Below are 16,972 nucleotides of genomic sequence, written 5' to 3' on the forward strand. Positions count from 1 at the left end.
GGTTGTTCGCTCTCCCCCCGAGCCGAACGATCGATCCGCGTGCCAGCGGATCGATCTAGGCGATCGCTCCCCGCTCTGCGAATCGCATCCGCCCTGGAAAGCCGACTGCGCCGAGCCCGGCCGGGACGGGCTCGGGGACGAGCACCGCGACCGCGCCGAGCCCGGCGGGGACGGGCTCGGTATGAAACACCCTCGAGCCGAACGATCGATCCGCGTGCCAGCGGATCGATCTAGGCGATCGCTCCCCGCTCTGCGAAACGTGACCACCCTCTCCGGCCGACCGCGCCGAGCCCGGCGGGGACGGGCTCGAAGGAAGATCAGCCGAGGCTCGCGACCCACTCCGAGCTGCCGTCGACGAAGGACTGCTCCTTCCAGATCGGCACCGACGCCTTGATGTCGTCGACCAGTGCCGCGCAGGCTTCGAAGGCCGCTGCGCGGTGGGCCGAGGCCACGGCGCAGGCGAGGGCGAGGTCGCCGACCACGAGGTCGCCGACCCGGTGCACGGCGGCGATCCGGACGTCAGGCCAGCGCTCGGCGATGCGGCGGGCGGAGGCGAGGAGTGCGGCGGGGGCGTCCGGGTGCGCCTCGTAGGACAGCCGGAGCACGCCGCGGCCCTCGTCGTGGTCGCGGACGACGCCCGCGAAGGTCACGACGGCGCCGTGCGTCGGGGAGTCGACCGCCTGCTCGCACTCGTCGACGGTGATGGCCTCGGCCGCGAGCCGGGCGAGGGCGACCGGCTCAGCGGGCATGGTCGCCGCCTCCGAGCTGATCGAGGAGGTGCCCGATCACCGGGTCGAGCACGTCGATCCCGTCGCGGACGCCGCCGGGGGAGCCGGGGAGGTTCACCACGACGGTGCGGCCGCTGACGCCGGCGAGCCCGCGGCTGAGCACGGCGGTCGGGACGTGGGCGGCGCCCTTGGCGCGCACCGCCTCGGCGAGGCCGGGCAGGGGCCTCTCCAGGAGGGGGGCGGTCTGCTCCGGGGTGACGTCGCTCGGGGCGACGCCCGTCCCACCGGTGGTCACGACCACGTCGACTCCGCTGCCGATCGCGTCGGCGATCGCCTCGCCCACCGCGTCGCCGTCGGCCACGACGACCACCCGGGACTCCCAGCCGCGGGTGGTGAACCAGGCCTCCAGCGCCGGTCCCGTCCGGTCCTCGTACACGCCGGAGGCGGCACGGGTGGAGGCGACGACCGCCACCGCCCGCCGCGTCACGGGGTTCCTCCGCTCGTCCACGAGCCGCTCCTCCCGCCCGCCTTCGCGAGCACACGGATACCGGTGATCGCGGCACCGCGATCGACCGCCTTGATCATGTCGTAGACCGTGAGGGCGGCCACGCTGACCGCGGTCAGCGCCTCCATCTCGACGCCGGTGCGCCCGGTCGTGCGCACGCGCGCCTCGATCCGGACGCGGCCGTCCTGCGGCTCGAGGTCCACGTCGACGCCGTCCAGCGCCAGCGGGTGGCAGAGCGGGATGAGGGTCGAGGTCGCCTTCGCGCCGAGGATCCCGGCGATCCGCGCCACGCCGAGCGCTTCGCCCTTGGGCAGCTCGCCCTGCTCGAGGAGCCGCACCACCTCGGGCGAGGTCTCGACGTACCCCTCGGCGACGGCGGTGCGCGCCGTGACCTCCTTCGCGCTCACATCGACCATGTGCACGGCTCCGTCGCCGCGCACATGGGTGAGCCGATCGCTCTCAGTCATCGATCCTCCAGATCTCGACCGTGTCGCCGGTCGCTGCGTGGTCCGTCCCGACGGGGACGTGGATGAGCACGGTGGAGCGGGCGTAGGACGCCAGCAGGTGCGAGCCGGGCCCGCCCACCGGGTGCACGAGGCCCTCGTCGTCGAGGACTCCGCGGCGGATCTGGTGCAGGTGCGCGGGCGAGTCGAGCGCCGTGCCGAGGCGCGCACGGAGCCGCGGCCGCTCGGCGGGCGTCCGTCCCGCGAGCGAGCGCAGCACGGGCCGGAGGAACACCTCGAACGAGACCAGGGCGCTCACCGGGTTCCCGGGAAGCGAGACGACCGGCAGGTGCAGCCCCTCGGCCACGCGCACGAGACCGAGGCCCTGCGGGCCGCCCGGCTGCATCTCGACGTGGCCGAACTCCGAGCCCGCCGGGCCGAGCGCGTCGCGGACGACCTCGTAGGCGCCCGCGCTGACACCGCCGACCGTGATCACCAGGTCGGCCGCGCCCGCGTGCTCCTCGAGCAGCGCCAGGAGGTCCTCGGCCCGATCGCTCGTGCAGGCGGCGACGACGGGCAGCGCGCCCGCTTCGCGGACGGCCTCGGCCAGCAGGGCGCCGTTCGCGTCGTGGATCTGCGCCTCCTCGAGGACAACGCCTGCGGGACGGATCTCGTTGCCGGTGGGGACGACGAGCACCCGGAGTCGCGGCAGCACCTCCGCCTCGGTCAGCCCGAGGGAGGCGAGGAGTCCGTAGTGGGCCGCGCGGAGGACAGTGCCGGCCGGGAGGGCGAGCTCGCCGCGGCGGGCGTCGCTGCCCCGGGCTCGGACGAAGGTCGCCGGCACCACCGGGTGCGCGAAGGCGACGCTGCCCGCCGCGGGGAAGCGCGGAGGATCGACGCGCTCGACCGGGACGACGGCGTCGGCCCCCTCCGGCAGCGGCGAGCCGGTCATGATCGGTGTCGCCGTGCCGGGCTCGTGCCGCGGCGCCCGGTCGCCCGCGGGGATCGGCGCCGAGACGGGCAGGGCGACGGGATGCTCCGGCGCAGCCGCGTCGAGGTCGGCCGCCCGCACCGCGAAGCCGTCCATCTGCGAGTTGTCGAAGCGCGGCAGGTCGAGCGGGGAGTCGACGGAGCGGGCGAGGACCCGCCGGTCGTACGCGCCCGGATCGGCGGCGACGGCGGCCGGATCCAGGCTCAGCGTCTCGCGGGCACCCCGCGTGGCCAGCGGCGCGAGCAGCGCCCGCACCCGGGCGGCGTGCAGGTCGATCGAGGTCATCGTGTCCTCTCGCGAGCGGCGGAGCCCGACCGGCGGCGGGACCGAGTCCATCTTGCCGGGTCGCGCCCGGTTCCGCGGCGTAGTGTGAGCGGATGAGCACAGCACTGGGGATCCCGGGCTTCCGGCCCCGACAGCGCAGCGCGGTCCTCCCGGCCGACCGCCCCGCCAACCCGCTCCTCCTGGACACCTACGGGCGCGTCGCGGACGATCTGCGGATCTCGCTGACGGACAAGTGCAATCTGCGCTGCACCTACTGCATGCCGGCGGAGGGCCTGCCGTTCCAGCCGCCCGCGTCCCTGCTCAGCCGTGAGGAGATCCTCCGCCTAGCGCGCATCGCCGTGGAGCAGTTCGGCGTCCGCCAGATCCGCTTCACCGGCGGCGAGCCGCTCCTGCGCAAGGACCTCGTCGACATCATCCGCGACGTCGCCTCCCTCGACCCGCGCCCCGAGATCTCGCTCACCACGAACGCGATCGGCCTGTCGGGTCGGGCGGCGGCGCTCGCCGACGCCGGCCTGAACCGCGTCAACGTCTCGCTCGACTCGATCTGCGCCGAGACCTTCGCGAAGGTCACCCGTCGCCCGTTCCTCGACCGCGTGCTCGCGGGCATCGACGCGCTCGGTCCCGCCGGCCTGGACCAGACCAAGATCAACGCGGTGCTCCTGCCCGGGATCAACGACCACGAGGCCCCGGAGCTGCTCGCCTGGGCCCTCGCGGGAGGCCACCAGCTCCGCTTCATCGAGCAGATGGCGCTCGACGCCGACCACGGCTGGGACCGCGCGACCATGATCACCGCCGCGGACATCCGGGCGCTGCTCTCGGAGCGCTTCTCGCTCAGCCCGCACGCGGCCCCCCGTGACGGCGCCCCCGCCGAGCTCTTCGACGTCCGCGAGGCCGGGGGGTCCGAGGTGCTCGGCCAGGTGGGGATCATCGCGTCCGTCACCGAGAACTTCTGCGACGACTGCCGCCGCACCCGGCTCACCGCCGAGGGAGGTGTCCGCAGCTGCCTCTTCTCGAACGAGGAGACGGACCTGCTCGGCCCGATGCGCGCGGGCGCGGACGACCACGAGGTCGCCCAGCTCTGGCGCGGGGCGATGTGGGCCAAGCCCGCGGGACACGAGATGAACAGGGCGGGCTTCGTGCAGCCCGAGCGCACGATGAGCGCGATCGGCGGATGAGCATGCGGGTCCGCTACTTCGCGGCGGCCAAGGCCGCCCTCGGCCGTGGTTCCGACGAGCTCGACGAGGTGCCCGACCTGGGCGCTCTCGAGGAGAGACTCGTCGCCTCCGCGCCCTCGGCCGCCGACGTGCTCGCACGGTGCACCTACCTGGTCGACGGCGTGTCGACCGCGGACAGGGCCACGCCGCTGCGTCCCGATGCCGCGGTCGACGTCCTGCCGCCGTTCGCCGGCGGCTGACCCCGAAGAGCCCTCCGTGACGAGCCGTCCTCGACCGGACCGGTGCGTCCGCTCCGCGCGGTCCGCAGCAGGTGCGTCCGCGCTTCTGGAGGACGCTGCATCCCGAGGACGGACTGGTCCTGTCCCGCCGCACAGGGACCCGCGGGACGCCTCCCTCGGACCCGCGTGCGGCGGGGCAGGACCGGATCAGCGGCCGATCCCGTGCGTCACGGGCACAGGACGTTGGTCATCGTGTCGAGCACGTTGCGGTTCTGCACGTCGAGGAATCCGAACGCCGAGGAGACTCCGGTGGCGACCAGCACGCCGCTGACGAAGGCCCGGCCGTCCCGGGTCACGTAGGCGTCCGGCGCGAAGATGGTGGCGTCGGAGGGCACACCGGAGGCGACGCGGATCTGCGGCTGCGTCCTGTCCGCGAACGCGCCGTACCGGACGAGAGCGCCGTTCTGGATCACGTCCACGACGTCACGGTTCTGTCGATCGCGGTAGGCGTCGGCACTGGTCACCCCGGTGGCGACCAGGATGCTGCTGTTGAAGAGGCGCCCGTCCGGCGTCAGGTGGTACGAGGGCGCCAAGGCCGTCGATCCTGCCGGAACGTTCCTGGCGTAGACCTGGTTCTTCGTGGAGGAGATGTAGCGGACGAGCTCCGAGCCGACGATCACGTCGATGACGTCGTTGTTGCTCTGGTCGCGGAAGGAGTCCGCGCTCGTCACTCCGGTGGTCACGAGGGCTCCGCCGGCGCGCCGCAGCTCGCCGTTCGGTGTGACGTAGAAGGCGGGCGCATGGACCGTCGATCCGGCCGGCACGCCGCTCCCGATGGCCTTCGGCGCGGCCTCTCCGGTGACGAAGCGGTAGAAGACGCCGTCGACGACGAAGTCGGCGACGTCGCGGTTCTGCTCGTCGCGGAAGCCCTGGACGCTGGTGACGCCGCGCGCGATCCGCCCCCCGCCGTGATAGAGCTCGCCCGACTCCGTCAGGTAGTACCGGGGTCCGACGGTCTTGGCTCCCGAGGGCACGTTGCCGTTCGACTCCGTCGTCGTCCGTCCGCCGTCGGTGACGTACCGGACGGCGGTCCCCGTGGTCGCGGTGGTGCTCGCGGTCGCCGTCGCGCCCGCGGCGCCGGAGACGGCGGAGAGGGTGATGCCGTTCTGCGCCACGTTCCCGGCCGTGACCGGGATGCTCACGCGTCCGTCCGCGCCGGTCGTCGCCCTGACGGTCTGCGCGCCGCCGCTGGTCAGGCCGGCGGGGAGAGTGATGGTGACCGTGTCGCCGGCAGCGGGAGCGCCGTTGGTCGTGGCGAGGACGGAGACCGTTCTCGTGGTGCAGGCGGGGAAGGAGTACGCCGGGGCGTCGAAGGCGAGGGTGAGGCCGGTGGACGCGGCGGCCGCGGGGGTCGCGACCGCCGCGGCGACGACGGGGACGGACCAGGCCGCACCCGACATGATCGTCCGCCGGGCGGGCCCCCCGCCGGTCGAGTCGATCCGCGGTGGGAGGGAGCGCGAGTGCGCTGCCGTCGGGTCCAGGGCGTTGGTGTCCGTCATGGTGTTCCTTTTCTTTCTTTCGTGCGAGGGGTGGTGGACGCGCCGATCCTGCCGAACGTCCGGCCTCCGATCGACGCGGAACGGGCCGCGACGAGGTTCCATGCCCGACCGTGGACGTTCCGTCGCGCCGCCGGATCGGGGAGCCGCTCAGGCCGCCTCCCCGCCGGGAGCCCGACCGGCGCGGGGGACGCGGCGGCGCACGTCAGCCCGCGTCGTCGATCCGGCGGAGGGTCCGCTGCATGTGGATCCGCGAGCTGAAGCCGGCCGACCGCGCCACGCGGTCCAGGTCCGTCGCCGCCCGTGGGCCGAGCTCGTCGAGGAGGCGCTGCGCCTCGAAGGCCCGTGCGCGCTCGATCCGCTGACGAGGCGTGGTGCCGGCGGCCGAGAACGCCCGGTGCAGGTGGCTGACCGACACGCCGAGGCGCTCCGCGAGCGTCTCCACAGTGAAGGAGCGGTCGCGGTAGTGCCGCTCGATCAGGCGCGTGCCGTTCGCGTACACGGCGGCGGGGGACCGGTCCTCCCGGTCGAAGGAGGGCAGCAGCGCCGAGAAGGCCGAGGCCAGGAGGTGCTCGCTCGCGATCTCGAAGTGCTCGAAGGCCGCGTCCGAGGGCTCGACGCCGAAAGTGAGGACGGTGTTCGCCGCACCGGTGAGTGCGCCAGTAGGCCTCGGGGAGGGCGAGGACCCGGTCCGTGAGCGAGGCGAACTCGCTCGCGCGGAGCACCGAGGGGCGCAGCTGCCACTCGAAGCGCGCCCACGGACTGAGCGCCGCCGCGTACTGCACCGTCGAGGCGCGGGTCACGAGAGCGCTGCCGGCCGGGAGCCGGTGGTCGCGGCCCCGGGCGGAGAGGCGGCCGGTCCCGTCGAGGCTGAAGAGCACGCGGAGCCTTCCGGGATGGGGGAGGACCTCGAACTCCCCGGTCTGCAGCCAGGCGCGGCTGAGGCTGAGGCGCGGCGAGACGATCGCGTCGCAGACGGCACCTCGCGGCAGGGGGCGCCGCGGAATCCAGCCGAGCCGACGCAGCCGCCTCTCGGCGGGACTCCAGACCTCGGGCATCACGCCTCCGCGCCGGGGTCGAGCGGGTCGGGAGGATCGAGCAGCGCCGCCTGCCGCGCGGAGTGCGGTGAAGGCGTCGGCATGGGTGCTCTCCTCGGAACGGTGGCCGCGAGCACGCCACCGCCGATCAGCTTCGGACACTGCTCCGCCCTGATCCGCGGAGAAGGACGGATCCTCTCCGCTGCGAGCACCGAACATCCCGGGTCGCCGATCGGCAGGGCGCTGGGTGCGCCTCACCCCACCGGTTCCGCGGCGCACGCGGCCGCGGGGCGGGTCACCGCTCCCGCCACGACGCCATCCCGCCGTCGAGCGAGTCGGACGCCACGCCCGCCGCCGCCGCGCGCTCCGCCGCGAGACGCGATCGGACCCCGGAGGCGCAGTGCAGCACGAGCGGACCGGCCGGCAGAGCGACGGGGTCGAAGCGCGACATCGGCATCCGCACGGCACCGGGCACCGCGACGGTCCGGTCCTCGTCGTCCTCGCGGAGGTCGACGACGGTCGGGGGCGTCGGCCCGGCCAGCCGCTCCCGCAGCTCGGCCGCCGTGATCGAGCCCGCCGCGGCCCGCCGCTCCGGGACCGGCGGCACCCGCCGCTCGAGAGGGAGCTCGGCCCAGGAGGAGTCGAGGGCGTCGTGCACGAGGACGCGACCGAACAGCGGCTCGCCCGCCCCGGTCACGAGCTTCACGACCTCGGCCGCCATGGCCGAGCCGATCAGCGCGCAGAGCGCGCCCAGCACGCCCACCGTCGAGCAGCTGTCGCCCGCGTCCTCGGCCTCGGGGTGCAGCGCGCGCAGGGTCACCCCTCCGCCCGGAGCGCCGGCCCAGAAGGTCGAGAGCTGCCCGTCGAAGCCGAGCGCCGACCCCCACACGTGCGGGATCCCGGCGCGCGTCGTCGCGTCCGAGGCGAGGTAGCGCGCGCCGAAGGTGTCGAAGCCGTCGACCACGACGTCCCAGCCCGCCACCAGGGCGTCGACGTTGGCCGAGGTCAGCGACACCGGGAAGGCCCGGGCGTCGATGCCGGGGGAGAGCCGCCGCGCGGTCGCCGCCGCCGACTCCGCCTTCGACCGGCCCATCGAGGAGTCGTCGTGCGCCGTCTGCCGCGCCAGGTTCGAGAGCTCGACGACGTCGCCGTCCACGATGCCGAGCCGCCCGATCCCGGCCGCGGCGAGCGCCGTGATCACCGGCGAGCCGATGCCGCCCGCGCCGAGGATCAGCACGCGCGCGTTCCGGAGGCGCCGCTGTCCGAGCTCCCCGAGGGGCGCCAGGCGGATCTGCCGGGCGAACCGCTCGCGCTCGGCGGCGGTCAGCGGCGGTCCGGGCTCGACGAGCGGGGTCATGAGAGCTCCTTCCTCCACTGGCCCTCGTGGGTGACGGGGGTGAAGCCGACGGCCTCGTTCACGGCGAGCATCGGTCGGTTCTCCTCGGCGTTCCAGGTGTAGACGGCCCGGCAGTCCGGGGCGGTCCCCACCGCATCGCCGATCGCGGTCAGGGCGAGGAAGTCGCTCCAGCCGTCGGCGCCCACGGCCTCGGGGATCGCGAGCTCGCGGATCCGGAGCGCCGGGTCTGGGGTGCGGTTCACCACCCCAGTGTGCACGTCCCGGCGCCCGCGGCGGCCTCCTGCGCCTGTTCCGGTGCGGGATCGCGGCGGTCCGTCGGCCGGTCCTGGCTCCGCCTCCCGGCCCGGCCGCGGCCGTCGGCTACCGTGGAGGCGTTGTGGACGGGAGCGAGGCGGCCGGGTGTACCTGAAGAGCCTGACCCTCAAGGGGTTCAAGTCCTTCGCTCAGCCGACCACGTTCGCCTTCGAGCCGGGGGTCACCTGCGTCGTCGGCCCCAACGGCTCGGGCAAGAGCAACGTCGTCGACGCGCTCGCCTGGGTGATGGGGGAGCAGGGGGCGAAGACGCTCCGCGGCGGCAAGATGGAGGACGTCATCTTCGCGGGCACCTCCACCCGCGGACCCCTCGGCCGCGCCGAGGTCGCGCTCACCATCGACAACTCGGACGGCGCCCTGCCGATCGAGTACACCGAGGTGACGATCACCCGGACCCTCTTCCGCAACGGCGGCAGCGAGTACGCGATCAACGGACGCGGCTGCCGGCTGCTCGACGTGCAGGAGCTTCTGAGCGACTCCGGTCTCGGGCGCGAGATGCACGTCATCGTGGGGCAGGGACAGCTCGACGCCGTGCTGCACGCGACCCCCGAGGAGCGGCGCGGGTTCATCGAGGAGGCCGCCGGGATCCTCAAGCACCGACGCCGCAAGGAGAAGACGCTCCGCAAGCTCGAGGCGATGCAGGCCAACCTGACCCGCCTCTCCGACCTCGCGGGCGAGATCCGGCGCCAGCTCAAGCCCCTCGGGCGCCAGGCCGAGGTCGCACGGCAGGCGCAGACGATCGCCGCCGTGGTGCGCGACGCCCGGGCGCGCCTGCTCGCCGACGACGTGGTCGCGCTCCGGACCGCTCTGGACGGCTTCGCCCGCACCGAGAGCGAGCGGCACAGCGAGCGGGTGGTCCTGCAGCAGCGGCTCGAGCAGGCGACGCTCCGGCGAGCGCGGATCGAGGCGGAGGTGGTCGGCGACGCGGTCGACGACGCCCGGCGCACCTCGTTCGAGCTGGAGTCGGTGCAGGAGCGGCTGCGCAACCTCTCGGCCCTCGCCGGGCAGCGGCTCGCGATGCTCGAGCTCGAGTCCGAGCAGCCGCAGATCCAGCCGCGCGTGACGCCGGCGCAGGTGGAGGAGGCGCGGGTCGAGCTGGAGCGCCTGCGGCAGGCCGTCCTCGACGCGGAGACGGCGTGGGTCCAGGCGCAGGGCACGACCGTCGCCGCCCGCTCCGCCCTCGACGCGGTCGACGAGGAGATCGCCGCGCAGGCGGCCCTCGTCTCGCGCTACGACCTCGAGCTCTCCACCCTCTCGGGGCAGGCCGACACCGCCGCCTCCCGTCTCGCGTCCGTCCGGGGCGAGGTCCTGCGCGCGCAGAACACCCTCGACGCGGCCGACCGGCGGAAGGAGGCGGCGCGGCGGGCGCTCGACGCTCTGGAGGCCGAGCTGGACGACGCCGGCCGCGGCCCCGACGGCGGCCTCGACGAGGGCTACGAGCTCGCCCAGTCCGCGGTCTCGGCCGCCGAGGGCGGGATCGAGCGGCTGCGCGAGGAGCTGCACGCCCTGGAGCGCGAGCGCGAGGCGCTGGCCGCCCGCACGGGTGCCCTGTCGCTGGCCCTCGACGTCTCGGACGGCTCGGCCGAGCTGATCGCCGCCCGGATCGAGGGGGTGCGCGGCCGGGTCGCCGAGCGGATCCAGGTGCGGCCGGGCTCCGAGGCCGCGATCGCCGCCGCCCTCGGCGCGGTCGCCGACGCCGTGCTGGTCGAGTCGACCGCCCGGGCCGACGCTGCTCTGGACGCCGCGCTGGAGCGCGACCTCGGACGCGTCGAGCTGCTGGTCGCCGACGCCGCCCGGCCGCACGTCGCTCTCACCGTTCCCGAGGGGGCGGAACGCGCGGGCGATCTCGTCACGGCGCCGGCCGGGGTCCTCTCGCTCCTCGAGCGAGTGCTCGTGGTCGAGGACCTCGCCGCGGCGCGGCGCCTGAGAGAGGGCATCGATCCGGGCACCGTCCTGGTCACCCGAGACGGCGCGACCGTCTCCGACGCCGTGCAGAGCGCCGGCTCCGGCGGGCAGCGCAGCCGGATCGAGCTCGTCTCCGAGCGCGACTCGGCCGCCGCCCGGCTGGAGGAGGTCGAGGGCGGGATCGACCGGCTCCGCTTCGAGCTCGCCGAGCAGACCGGAGCGCTCCGCGGCGCGAAGGAGCAGGCCGCGAGCGCGCTCTCGGCCCTCCGCGAGCACGACGCCGCCCGTGCCGCCCACACCGAGCGGCTCGGCGGCGTGCGCGCCCAGCTCGAGGCGGCCACCGCCGAGCACGGCCGGGGCTCGAGGGCGCTGGCCGTCGCCTCGGACCGGGTCGGCGACGCCGAGCGCGCGGCCCAGGAGGCGAGGTCGGCGCTCGACGCCGCGCGCGCCAGGCCCCGGCCGGTGCTCGACGCGAGCGCGCGCGACGGTCTGCAGAGCGACGTCGACACCGCACGCGAGCGCGAGATCGAGGCGCGGCTCGGCGTCGAGACCGCCAAGGAGCGGGTGCGGGCGGAGCAGTCCCGCGGGGAGGCGCTGGCCCGCCAGCTGGCCGCCGACCGCGCCGCCGCCGACGAGGCCGCGCGCCGCGCCGTGATCCGCCGTCGCCAGCGCGACGCGGCGGCCGAGGTGACCGCCGCGCTCCCCGCCGTCCTCGCCTCCGTCGACCGCTCCGTCCAGCAGGCCCGGGCCGAGCTCGTCGCGGCCGAGGCGGCGCGCTCGCAGCAGAACGCCGAGCTGCAGGGGCTCCGCCGCGAGGAGGGGAGCGTGCGCGACCGGCTCCAGTCCGTCACCGAGAGCGTGCACGGCCTCGAGCTGCAGATCTACGAGAAGAGGCTGCAGCTCACCGGTCTGCTCGAGCGCGCCGCGTCCGAGCTCGGGCTCGCCGAGGACGTGCTGGTGGAGGAGTACGGTCCCGGAGTCGGCGTCCCCGACGAGACGGACGAGGAGCAGGAGCCGCGGCCCTACGTCCGCGAGGAGCAGCGCCGCCGCCTCGAGAAGGCCGAGAAGCAGCTGAGGCAGCTGGGCCGCGTCAATCCGCTCGCGCTGGAGGAGTTCGCCGCGCTGGAGCAGCGGCACGCGTTCCTGACCGAGCAGCTGGCCGACCTCACCGGGACCCGGCGGGACCTGCTCACCATCATCGAGGAGCTCGACGAGACGATGCAGACGGTGTTCGCCTCCGCCTTCGACGACACGCAGGCGGCGTTCGCGGACGTGTTCCCCGTCCTCTTCCCCGGCGGCACCGGCAGCATCCGCCTGACCGACCCGGAGAACCTGCTCACCACCGGCATCGAGGTCGCGGTGCGGCCGGCCGGCAAGAAGATCGAGCGGCTGTCGCTCCTCTCCGGAGGGGAGCGCTCGCTCGCGGCCGTGGCGTTCATGGTCGCCATCTTCAAGTCGCGGCCGAGCCCCTTCTACATCATGGACGAGGTGGAGGCCGCCCTCGACGACGCGAATCTCGGCCGACTGCTCAGCATCTTCGAGGACCTGCGCACCTCGAGCCAGCTGATCGTCATCACCCACCAGAAGCGGACCATGGAGATCGCGGACGCCCTCTACGGCGTCTCGATGCGGCAGGACGGCGTCTCGGCCGTCGTCGGCCAGCGCGTCGCCGCGCCCCCGGCCTGAACCCGCCTCCCCGACCGCTCGGAGGCGCGCCCGCCGGTAGCCTGGACCCATGGCAGAACGCACCTCCTGGTCGCTCGGCCGCGCACTGCGCGGCCTGTTCGAGAAGCGCACGATCGACGACCAGACCTGGGACGACCTCGAGACGGCGCTGATCACCGCCGACTTCGGCCCCGACATCACCGAGGAGATCGTCGACGACCTCCGCGCCAAGGTCGCCCGCTACTCCACCACCGACCCGCGCGACCTGCAGCGGATGCTCCGCGAGTCCCTCGAGGAGCGTCTGTCGAAGTACGACACGACCCTCAAGCTCAGCGAGCGCCCCGCCGTGATCCTCGTGGTCGGCGTGAACGGCGTCGGCAAGACCACGACCATCGGCAAGTTCGCCAAGTTCCTCCGCAACTACGGCCGGAGCGTCGTGGTCGGCGCGGCCGACACTTTCCGCGCCGCGGCGGTCGACCAGCTCGCCACCTGGGCGCAGCGCGCCGACGCCCAGATCGTCCGCCCGCAGCAGGAGCGCCAGGATCCGGCGTCCGTCGCCTTCCAGACCGTGCAGTTCGCGAAGGACACCGGCGTCGAGATGGTCATCATCGACACGGCCGGCCGCCTGCACACCAAGGGCGGGCTGATGGACGAGCTCACGAAGATCAAGCGCGTCATCGAGAAGCAGGCCCCGATCTCCGAGATCCTGCTCGTGCTCGACGCGACGACCGGTCAGAACGGGCTGAGCCAGGCCGAGGCGTTCATCGAGCACGCGGGCGTCACCGGCCTGGTCATCACCAAGCTCGACGGCTCCGCGAAGGGCGGCTTCGTCCTCGCGGTCCAGGAGCGCACCGGCATCCCGATCAAGCTCGTCGGCCAGGGCGAGGGCATCGGCGACCTCACCGGCTTCACCCCCCACGTCTTCGCCCAGCAGCTCGTCAGCTGAGCGGCCCCGCCCGGGACGACGCGCCGGCGCCGTCCCGGTGGCGGGCTACACGGCCTGCGAGAAGCCCAGTGCCGCGTCGGCGAGGTGGCGCAGGTGCTCCGGGACCGGCAGCCCCTTCGACTCCATCGAGCGCGCCCAGAGCCGGCCGGCCCGGTAGGAGGAGCGGACCAGGGGCCCCGCGAGGACGCCGAGGAAGCCGATGTCCTCGGCCTCCTCCTTGATCGCCACGAACTCCTCCGGGTGCACCCAGCGGTCCACCGGCAGATGCCGCGGCGTCGGGCGGAGGTACTGCGTGATGGTCACGATGTCGGTGCCGGCGTCGTAGAGGTCCTGCAGCGCCTGCGAGATCTCCTCCCGCTCCTCGCCCATGCCGAGGATGAGGTTCGACTTCGTGATCAGCCCCGCCTCCCGGCCCTGGGTGAGCACGTCGAGCGAGCGCTCGTAGCGGAACGCCGGCCGGATGCGCTTGAAGATCCGCGGCACCGTCTCGACGTTGTGGGCGAACACCTCCGGCTCCGCGTCGAACACCCGCTGCAGGTGCTCGGCGCGGCCGGTGAAGTCCGGGACCAGGATCTCGACCCCCGTGCCCGGAGCCTGGGCGTGGATCTGGCGGATGGTCTCGGCGTAGAGCCAGGAGCCCTCGTCCGGCAGGTCGTCGCGGGCGACTCCGGTGACGGTCGCGTAGCGGAGGTTCATCCGCGCCACGGACTCGCCGACGCGCCGGGGCTCGTCCGCGTCGTAGTCCGCGGGCTTCCCGGTGTCGATCTGGCAGAAGTCGCAGCGGCGGGTGCACTGGGCGCCCCCGATGAGGAAGGTCGCCTCTCGGTCCTCCCAGCACTCGAAGATGTTGGGGCAGCCCGCCTCCTGGCAGACGGTGTGCAGCTCCTCGCTCTTCACCAGCGACTGCAGCTGCAGGTACTCCGGGCCCATCGAGGCCTTCGTGCGGATCCACTCGGGCTTGCGCTCGATCGGCGTCTCGGCGTTGCGGATCTCCAGCCGCAGGAGCTTGCGGCCGCCGGCCTCGGCGCTCACGCGGCGACCTCCTCGATGCGGGCGGAGAAGGCGGGGGCCGCCTCCGAGAAGCGCGCCGCCACCCGCGCCCGCACCGCCTCCATGGGCGGAGCCTCGCCGCGCTCGCGCTCGAGCGTGGTCACCCCGGCGTCGGCGATGCCGCAGGCGACGATGCGGGCGTAGGGCTCGAGGCTGTTCGAGACGTTGAGGGCGAATCCGTGCATCGTCACGCCCGAGGCGACGCGGATGCCGATCGCGGCGATCTTGTCGGCGCCGCCGTCCCTCGGGATCCACACTCCCGAGCGCCCGTCGACGCGCCGCCCCTGCACGCCCAGGTCGTCGAGAGCGGCGATCAGCACCCCCTCCAGCGAGCGGACGTAGGCGACCACGTCGACGGGCTCGCCGAGCCGCACGATCGGGTAGCCGACGAGCTGGCCCGGGCCGTGCCAGGTGATCCGCCCTCCGCGGTCGACGTCGACCACGGGCGAGCCGTCGTCCGGGCGCTCGTGCGCCTCGGTGCGCTTGCCGGCGGTGTAGACGGAGGAGTGCTCGCAGAGCACGAGGGTGTCCGGCCTCGAGCCCGCCACCACCTCGGCGTGCAGGCGGCGCTGCAGCTCCCAGCCGTCGGTGTAGTCCAGGGGATCCGCGGAGTCGCCCGCCACCAGTGTCTCGATCACCGGGCCACCCTAACCCTGTTCTTGGACCCGGACCAGTTAATCCGCTCCGCGGTGATCGCGCCGATCGCGAGCCGATCGGCGGCCGCGCCCGCCGACCCTCCGGGCCTCCGGTAGAATTCCGGGCATCATGGCTACTTTCGGCACCCTCTCCGATCGACTCGTCGAGACCTTCAAGAACCTCCGCACGAAGGGCAAGCTCTCCGCGTCGGACGTCGACGGCACCGTCCGCGAGATCCGGCGGGCCCTCCTCGACGCCGACGTCGCGCTGGAGGTCGTGAAGGAGTTCACCGGCAAGGTGCGCGAGCGCGCCCTCGGCGACGAGGTCAACAAGGCGCTCAACCCGGCCCAGCAGGTCGTCCAGATCGTCAACGAGGAGCTCGTCGCGATCCTCGGCGGACAGTCGCGCCGGCTCGAGTTCGCCAAGCGCCCGCCGACCGTCATCATGCTCGCCGGCCTCCAGGGCGCGGGCAAGACGACCCTCGCGGGCAAGCTCGGCAAGTACCTCGGCAAGGACGGCCACACCCCGCTGCTCGTCGCGGCCGACCTCCAGCGCCCCAACGCCGTGCAGCAGCTGCAGGTCGTCGGCGAGCAGGCCGGAGTCGCGGTCTACGCGCCGGAGCCGGGCAACGGCGTCGGCAACCCGGTCAAGGTCGCCCAGAACGCGATCCGCTTCGCGACCGACAAGCAGTACGACACGGTCATCATCGACACGGCCGGACGCCTCGGCGTCGACGCCGACATGATGAAGCAGGCCGCCGACATCCGCCGCGTCACGAACCCCGACGAGGTCCTGTTCGTCATCGACGCGATGATCGGCCAGGACGCGGTCGCGACCGCCAAGGCCTTCCAGGAGGGCGTCGACTTCACCGGCGTCGTCCTCTCCAAGCTCGACGGCGACGCCCGCGGAGGCGCGGCGCTCTCGGTCGCCTCGCTCACCGGCCGCCCGATCCTCTTCGCCTCCACGGGCGAGTCGCTCGACGACTTCGAGCAGTTCCACCCCGACCGCATGGCGAGCCGCATCCTCGACCTCGGCGACGTGCTGACCCTCATCGAGCAGGCGCAGTCCGCGTTCGACGAGGACGAGGCGCGCAAGATCGCCGAGAAGATCATGGGTGACACGTTCACCCTCGACGACTTCCTCGGCCAGATGCAGCAGCTGCGCAACATGGGCTCGATCAAGAAGATGATCGGCATGCTGCCCGGTGCGAAGGGCATGCGAGAGCAGCTCGACCAGTTCGACGAGCGCGAGATCGTGCGCACCGAGGCGATCATCCAGTCGATGACGAAGGCGGAGCGGGTCAACCCGAAGCTGCTCAACGGCTCGCGGCGCCTGCGCATCGCCCGCGGCTCCGGCATGACGGTCACGGACGTCAACCAGCTCGTCCAGCGCTTCGAGCAGGCCGCCAAGATGATGAAGACGGTCGCCAAGGGCGGCATGCCCTCGGTCCCCGGCATGGGCCCCGTGCCCGGCGCCGGCTACCAGGGCCGCCCGAAGCCGCAGAAGAAGAAGAGCAGCAAGTCCGGCAACCCCGCCAAGCGCGCGGCCGAGAACGCGGCGATCACCTCCGGGCCCCGCCCGGGCGATGCGGGCGGCTCCGGCTTCGGCCTGGGCGGCGGCGCCGGCAAGGGCGCCCAGCCCACGCCGGAGGAGCTCGAGCAGCTGCAGAAGCTCCTCGGGCGATGAGGCGGGTCGCGGCCGGACGCGCGGGCGGGATCCTCGTCCTCGCGGCCGTGCTCGGGCTCACCGGCTGCGCCGAGGGTTCCGGGGTCGACGCGATGACGGCGCCCTCCCCGGAGGACCTGGTCGGCCGCTGGGTGACGGGCGTCTCCTACGACGCGCCCGACGTGCCGTTCCTCCTGATCGCGGAGGACGGGACCTGGACGGGCTCCGACGGCTGCAACGGCGCGCAGGGCGAGTGGTCGATCGACCAGGAGGGCGCCCTCACCGTCTCGGCCGGGCCGAGCACGCTGATCGCCTGCGACGGCGTCGCACTGCCGATGATCTTCTCGGAGGCGGCGATGGCCTCGATCGACGGCGGACGGCTCCGCCTGTTCGACGACGAGGGGGCCACCGTCGTCAAGCTCGCCCGCTCCACGAGCGACGAGGCGCCCTCGGCGTCGCCGGACCCGGCGGGGGAGTAGCGCGCCGTCCCTCCGGGGG

At 73.8% G+C, this 16,972-nt stretch carries 16 protein-coding genes; 6 read left to right on the forward strand and 10 right to left on the reverse strand.

Translation table 11 applies throughout. The annotated features are described in order from the left end of the window. Positions 1-317 precede the first annotated feature (317 nt). From C5C56_RS05930 to glp, 4 genes are read right to left on the reverse strand one after another with little or no spacing between them, the layout of a single operon-like run. Positions 318-749 carry a molybdenum cofactor biosynthesis protein MoaE gene (locus C5C56_RS05930; protein ID WP_104226891.1) on the reverse strand — a complete coding sequence of 144 codons (432 nt, stop codon included), beginning with the start codon at positions 747-749 and terminating at the stop codon, positions 318-320. After that, positions 739-1,236, reverse strand: a complete 498-nt coding sequence (locus tag C5C56_RS05935) for a molybdenum cofactor biosynthesis protein B (RefSeq protein ID WP_244229433.1) — start codon at positions 1,234-1,236, stop codon at positions 739-741. The genes C5C56_RS05930 and C5C56_RS05935 overlap by 11 nt, the downstream gene beginning before the upstream one ends. Further along, entirely contained in the window at positions 1,212-1,700 is a 489-nt protein-coding gene (gene moaC / locus C5C56_RS05940; RefSeq protein ID WP_104232482.1) for a cyclic pyranopterin monophosphate synthase MoaC, read from the reverse strand. Before moaC ends, C5C56_RS05935 begins: the two co-directional genes overlap by 25 nt. Continuing rightward, the gene (gene glp / locus C5C56_RS05945) at positions 1,693-2,952 is read right to left on the reverse strand and encodes a gephyrin-like molybdotransferase Glp (RefSeq protein ID WP_104319284.1); all 1,260 of its coding nucleotides are present in this window, start codon (positions 2,950-2,952) and stop codon (positions 1,693-1,695) included. Before glp ends, moaC begins: the two co-directional genes overlap by 8 nt. A gap of 92 nt (positions 2,953-3,044) precedes the next feature. On the opposite strand from glp, the gene moaA reads away from it, so the two are divergent. Together moaA and C5C56_RS05955 are read left to right on the forward strand one after the other, a co-directional pair. Beyond that, positions 3,045-4,127: a GTP 3',8-cyclase MoaA gene (moaA, locus tag C5C56_RS05950; protein WP_104319234.1), complete on the forward strand. Its 1,083-nt coding sequence runs from the start codon at positions 3,045-3,047 to the stop codon at positions 4,125-4,127. Next, a complete protein-coding gene (locus C5C56_RS05955; protein WP_104223924.1) occupies positions 4,124-4,366 on the forward strand; it encodes a MoaD/ThiS family protein in 243 nt (80 codons plus the stop codon). Before moaA ends, C5C56_RS05955 begins: the two co-directional genes overlap by 4 nt. Positions 4,367-4,572: 206 nt before the next feature. Here the strand turns inward: C5C56_RS05955 and C5C56_RS05960 are convergent, their stop codons facing one another. From C5C56_RS05960 to C5C56_RS18430, 4 genes are all read right to left on the reverse strand, one after another. Then, on the reverse strand, positions 4,573-5,904 hold the full coding sequence (locus C5C56_RS05960) for a hypothetical protein (protein WP_104226888.1): 1,332 nt from the start codon (positions 5,902-5,904) through the stop codon (positions 4,573-4,575). Positions 5,905-6,106: 202 nt separating this feature from the next. Then, entirely contained in the window at positions 6,107-6,403 is a 297-nt protein-coding gene (locus tag C5C56_RS05965; RefSeq protein WP_181137563.1) for a helix-turn-helix domain-containing protein, read from the reverse strand. An 830-nt stretch (positions 6,404-7,233) separates the two neighbouring features. Then, positions 7,234-8,295 carry a ThiF family adenylyltransferase gene (locus C5C56_RS05970; protein WP_104319236.1) on the reverse strand — a complete coding sequence of 354 codons (1,062 nt, stop codon included), beginning with the start codon at positions 8,293-8,295 and terminating at the stop codon, positions 7,234-7,236. Further along, positions 8,292-8,537, reverse strand: coding sequence for a hypothetical protein (locus C5C56_RS18430; RefSeq protein ID WP_181074951.1), 246 nt, complete (start codon positions 8,535-8,537; stop codon positions 8,292-8,294). The genes C5C56_RS05970 and C5C56_RS18430 overlap by 4 nt, the downstream gene beginning before the upstream one ends. Positions 8,538-8,694: 157 nt before the next feature. On the opposite strand from C5C56_RS18430, the gene smc reads away from it, so the two are divergent. Both smc and ftsY read left to right on the forward strand, forming a co-directional pair. Beyond that, complete coding sequence (smc, locus tag C5C56_RS05980; protein WP_104319237.1) at positions 8,695-12,198, forward strand: chromosome segregation protein SMC; 3,504 nt, start codon at positions 8,695-8,697, stop codon at positions 12,196-12,198. Between the two features lie 49 nt (positions 12,199-12,247). After that, positions 12,248-13,123, forward strand: a complete 876-nt coding sequence (gene ftsY / locus C5C56_RS05985) for a signal recognition particle-docking protein FtsY (RefSeq protein ID WP_104223920.1) — start codon at positions 12,248-12,250, stop codon at positions 13,121-13,123. Positions 13,124-13,168: 45 nt separating this feature from the next. On the opposite strand, the gene lipA is transcribed toward ftsY, so the two are convergent. Continuing rightward, entirely contained in the window at positions 13,169-14,155 is a 987-nt protein-coding gene (gene lipA, locus C5C56_RS05990) for a lipoyl synthase (protein ID WP_104319238.1), read from the reverse strand. After that, the gene (lipB, locus tag C5C56_RS05995; RefSeq protein WP_104238539.1) at positions 14,152-14,811 is read right to left on the reverse strand and encodes a lipoyl(octanoyl) transferase LipB; all 660 of its coding nucleotides are present in this window, start codon (positions 14,809-14,811) and stop codon (positions 14,152-14,154) included. The genes lipA and lipB overlap by 4 nt, the downstream gene beginning before the upstream one ends. Positions 14,812-14,938: 127 nt before the next feature. Here lipB and ffh point away from each other — a divergent pair, with 127 nt between their 5' ends. Both ffh and C5C56_RS06005 read left to right on the forward strand, forming a co-directional pair. Further along, positions 14,939-16,495 carry a signal recognition particle protein gene (gene ffh, locus C5C56_RS06000; protein ID WP_104226882.1) on the forward strand — a complete coding sequence of 519 codons (1,557 nt, stop codon included), beginning with the start codon at positions 14,939-14,941 and terminating at the stop codon, positions 16,493-16,495. Beyond that, positions 16,492-16,953 carry an META domain-containing protein gene (locus C5C56_RS06005; RefSeq protein WP_104260572.1) on the forward strand — a complete coding sequence of 154 codons (462 nt, stop codon included), beginning with the start codon at positions 16,492-16,494 and terminating at the stop codon, positions 16,951-16,953. The genes ffh and C5C56_RS06005 overlap by 4 nt, the downstream gene beginning before the upstream one ends. Positions 16,954-16,972 lie beyond the last annotated feature (19 nt).

The sequence above is a fragment of the Rathayibacter sp. AY1D1 genome, from assembly GCF_002932635.1.
GTDB lineage: Bacteria > Actinomycetota > Actinomycetes > Actinomycetales > Microbacteriaceae > Rathayibacter.

Bases quoted from the DNA above. Each gene is read 5' to 3' on its own strand.
- C5C56_RS05930 (WP_104226891.1), bottom strand. From the start codon at position 749: ATGCCCGCTGAGCCGGTCGCCCTCGCCCGGCTCGCGGCCGAGGCCATC.
- moaC (WP_104232482.1), bottom strand. From the start codon at position 1,700: ATGACTGAGAGCGATCGGCTCACCCATGTGCGCGGCGACGGAGCCGTG.
- glp (WP_104319284.1), bottom strand. From the start codon at position 2,952: ATGACCTCGATCGACCTGCACGCCGCCCGGGTGCGGGCGCTGCTCGCG.
- moaA (WP_104319234.1), top strand. From the start codon at position 3,045: ATGAGCACAGCACTGGGGATCCCGGGCTTCCGGCCCCGACAGCGCAGC.
- C5C56_RS05955 (WP_104223924.1), top strand. From the start codon at position 4,124: ATGAGCATGCGGGTCCGCTACTTCGCGGCGGCCAAGGCCGCCCTCGGC.
- C5C56_RS05960 (WP_104226888.1), bottom strand. From the start codon at position 5,904: ATGACGGACACCAACGCCCTGGACCCGACGGCAGCGCACTCGCGCTCC.
- C5C56_RS05970 (WP_104319236.1), bottom strand. From the start codon at position 8,295: ATGACCCCGCTCGTCGAGCCCGGACCGCCGCTGACCGCCGCCGAGCGC.
- ftsY (WP_104223920.1), top strand. From the start codon at position 12,248: ATGGCAGAACGCACCTCCTGGTCGCTCGGCCGCGCACTGCGCGGCCTG.
- ffh (WP_104226882.1), top strand. From the start codon at position 14,939: ATGGCTACTTTCGGCACCCTCTCCGATCGACTCGTCGAGACCTTCAAG.
- C5C56_RS06005 (WP_104260572.1), top strand. From the start codon at position 16,492: ATGAGGCGGGTCGCGGCCGGACGCGCGGGCGGGATCCTCGTCCTCGCG.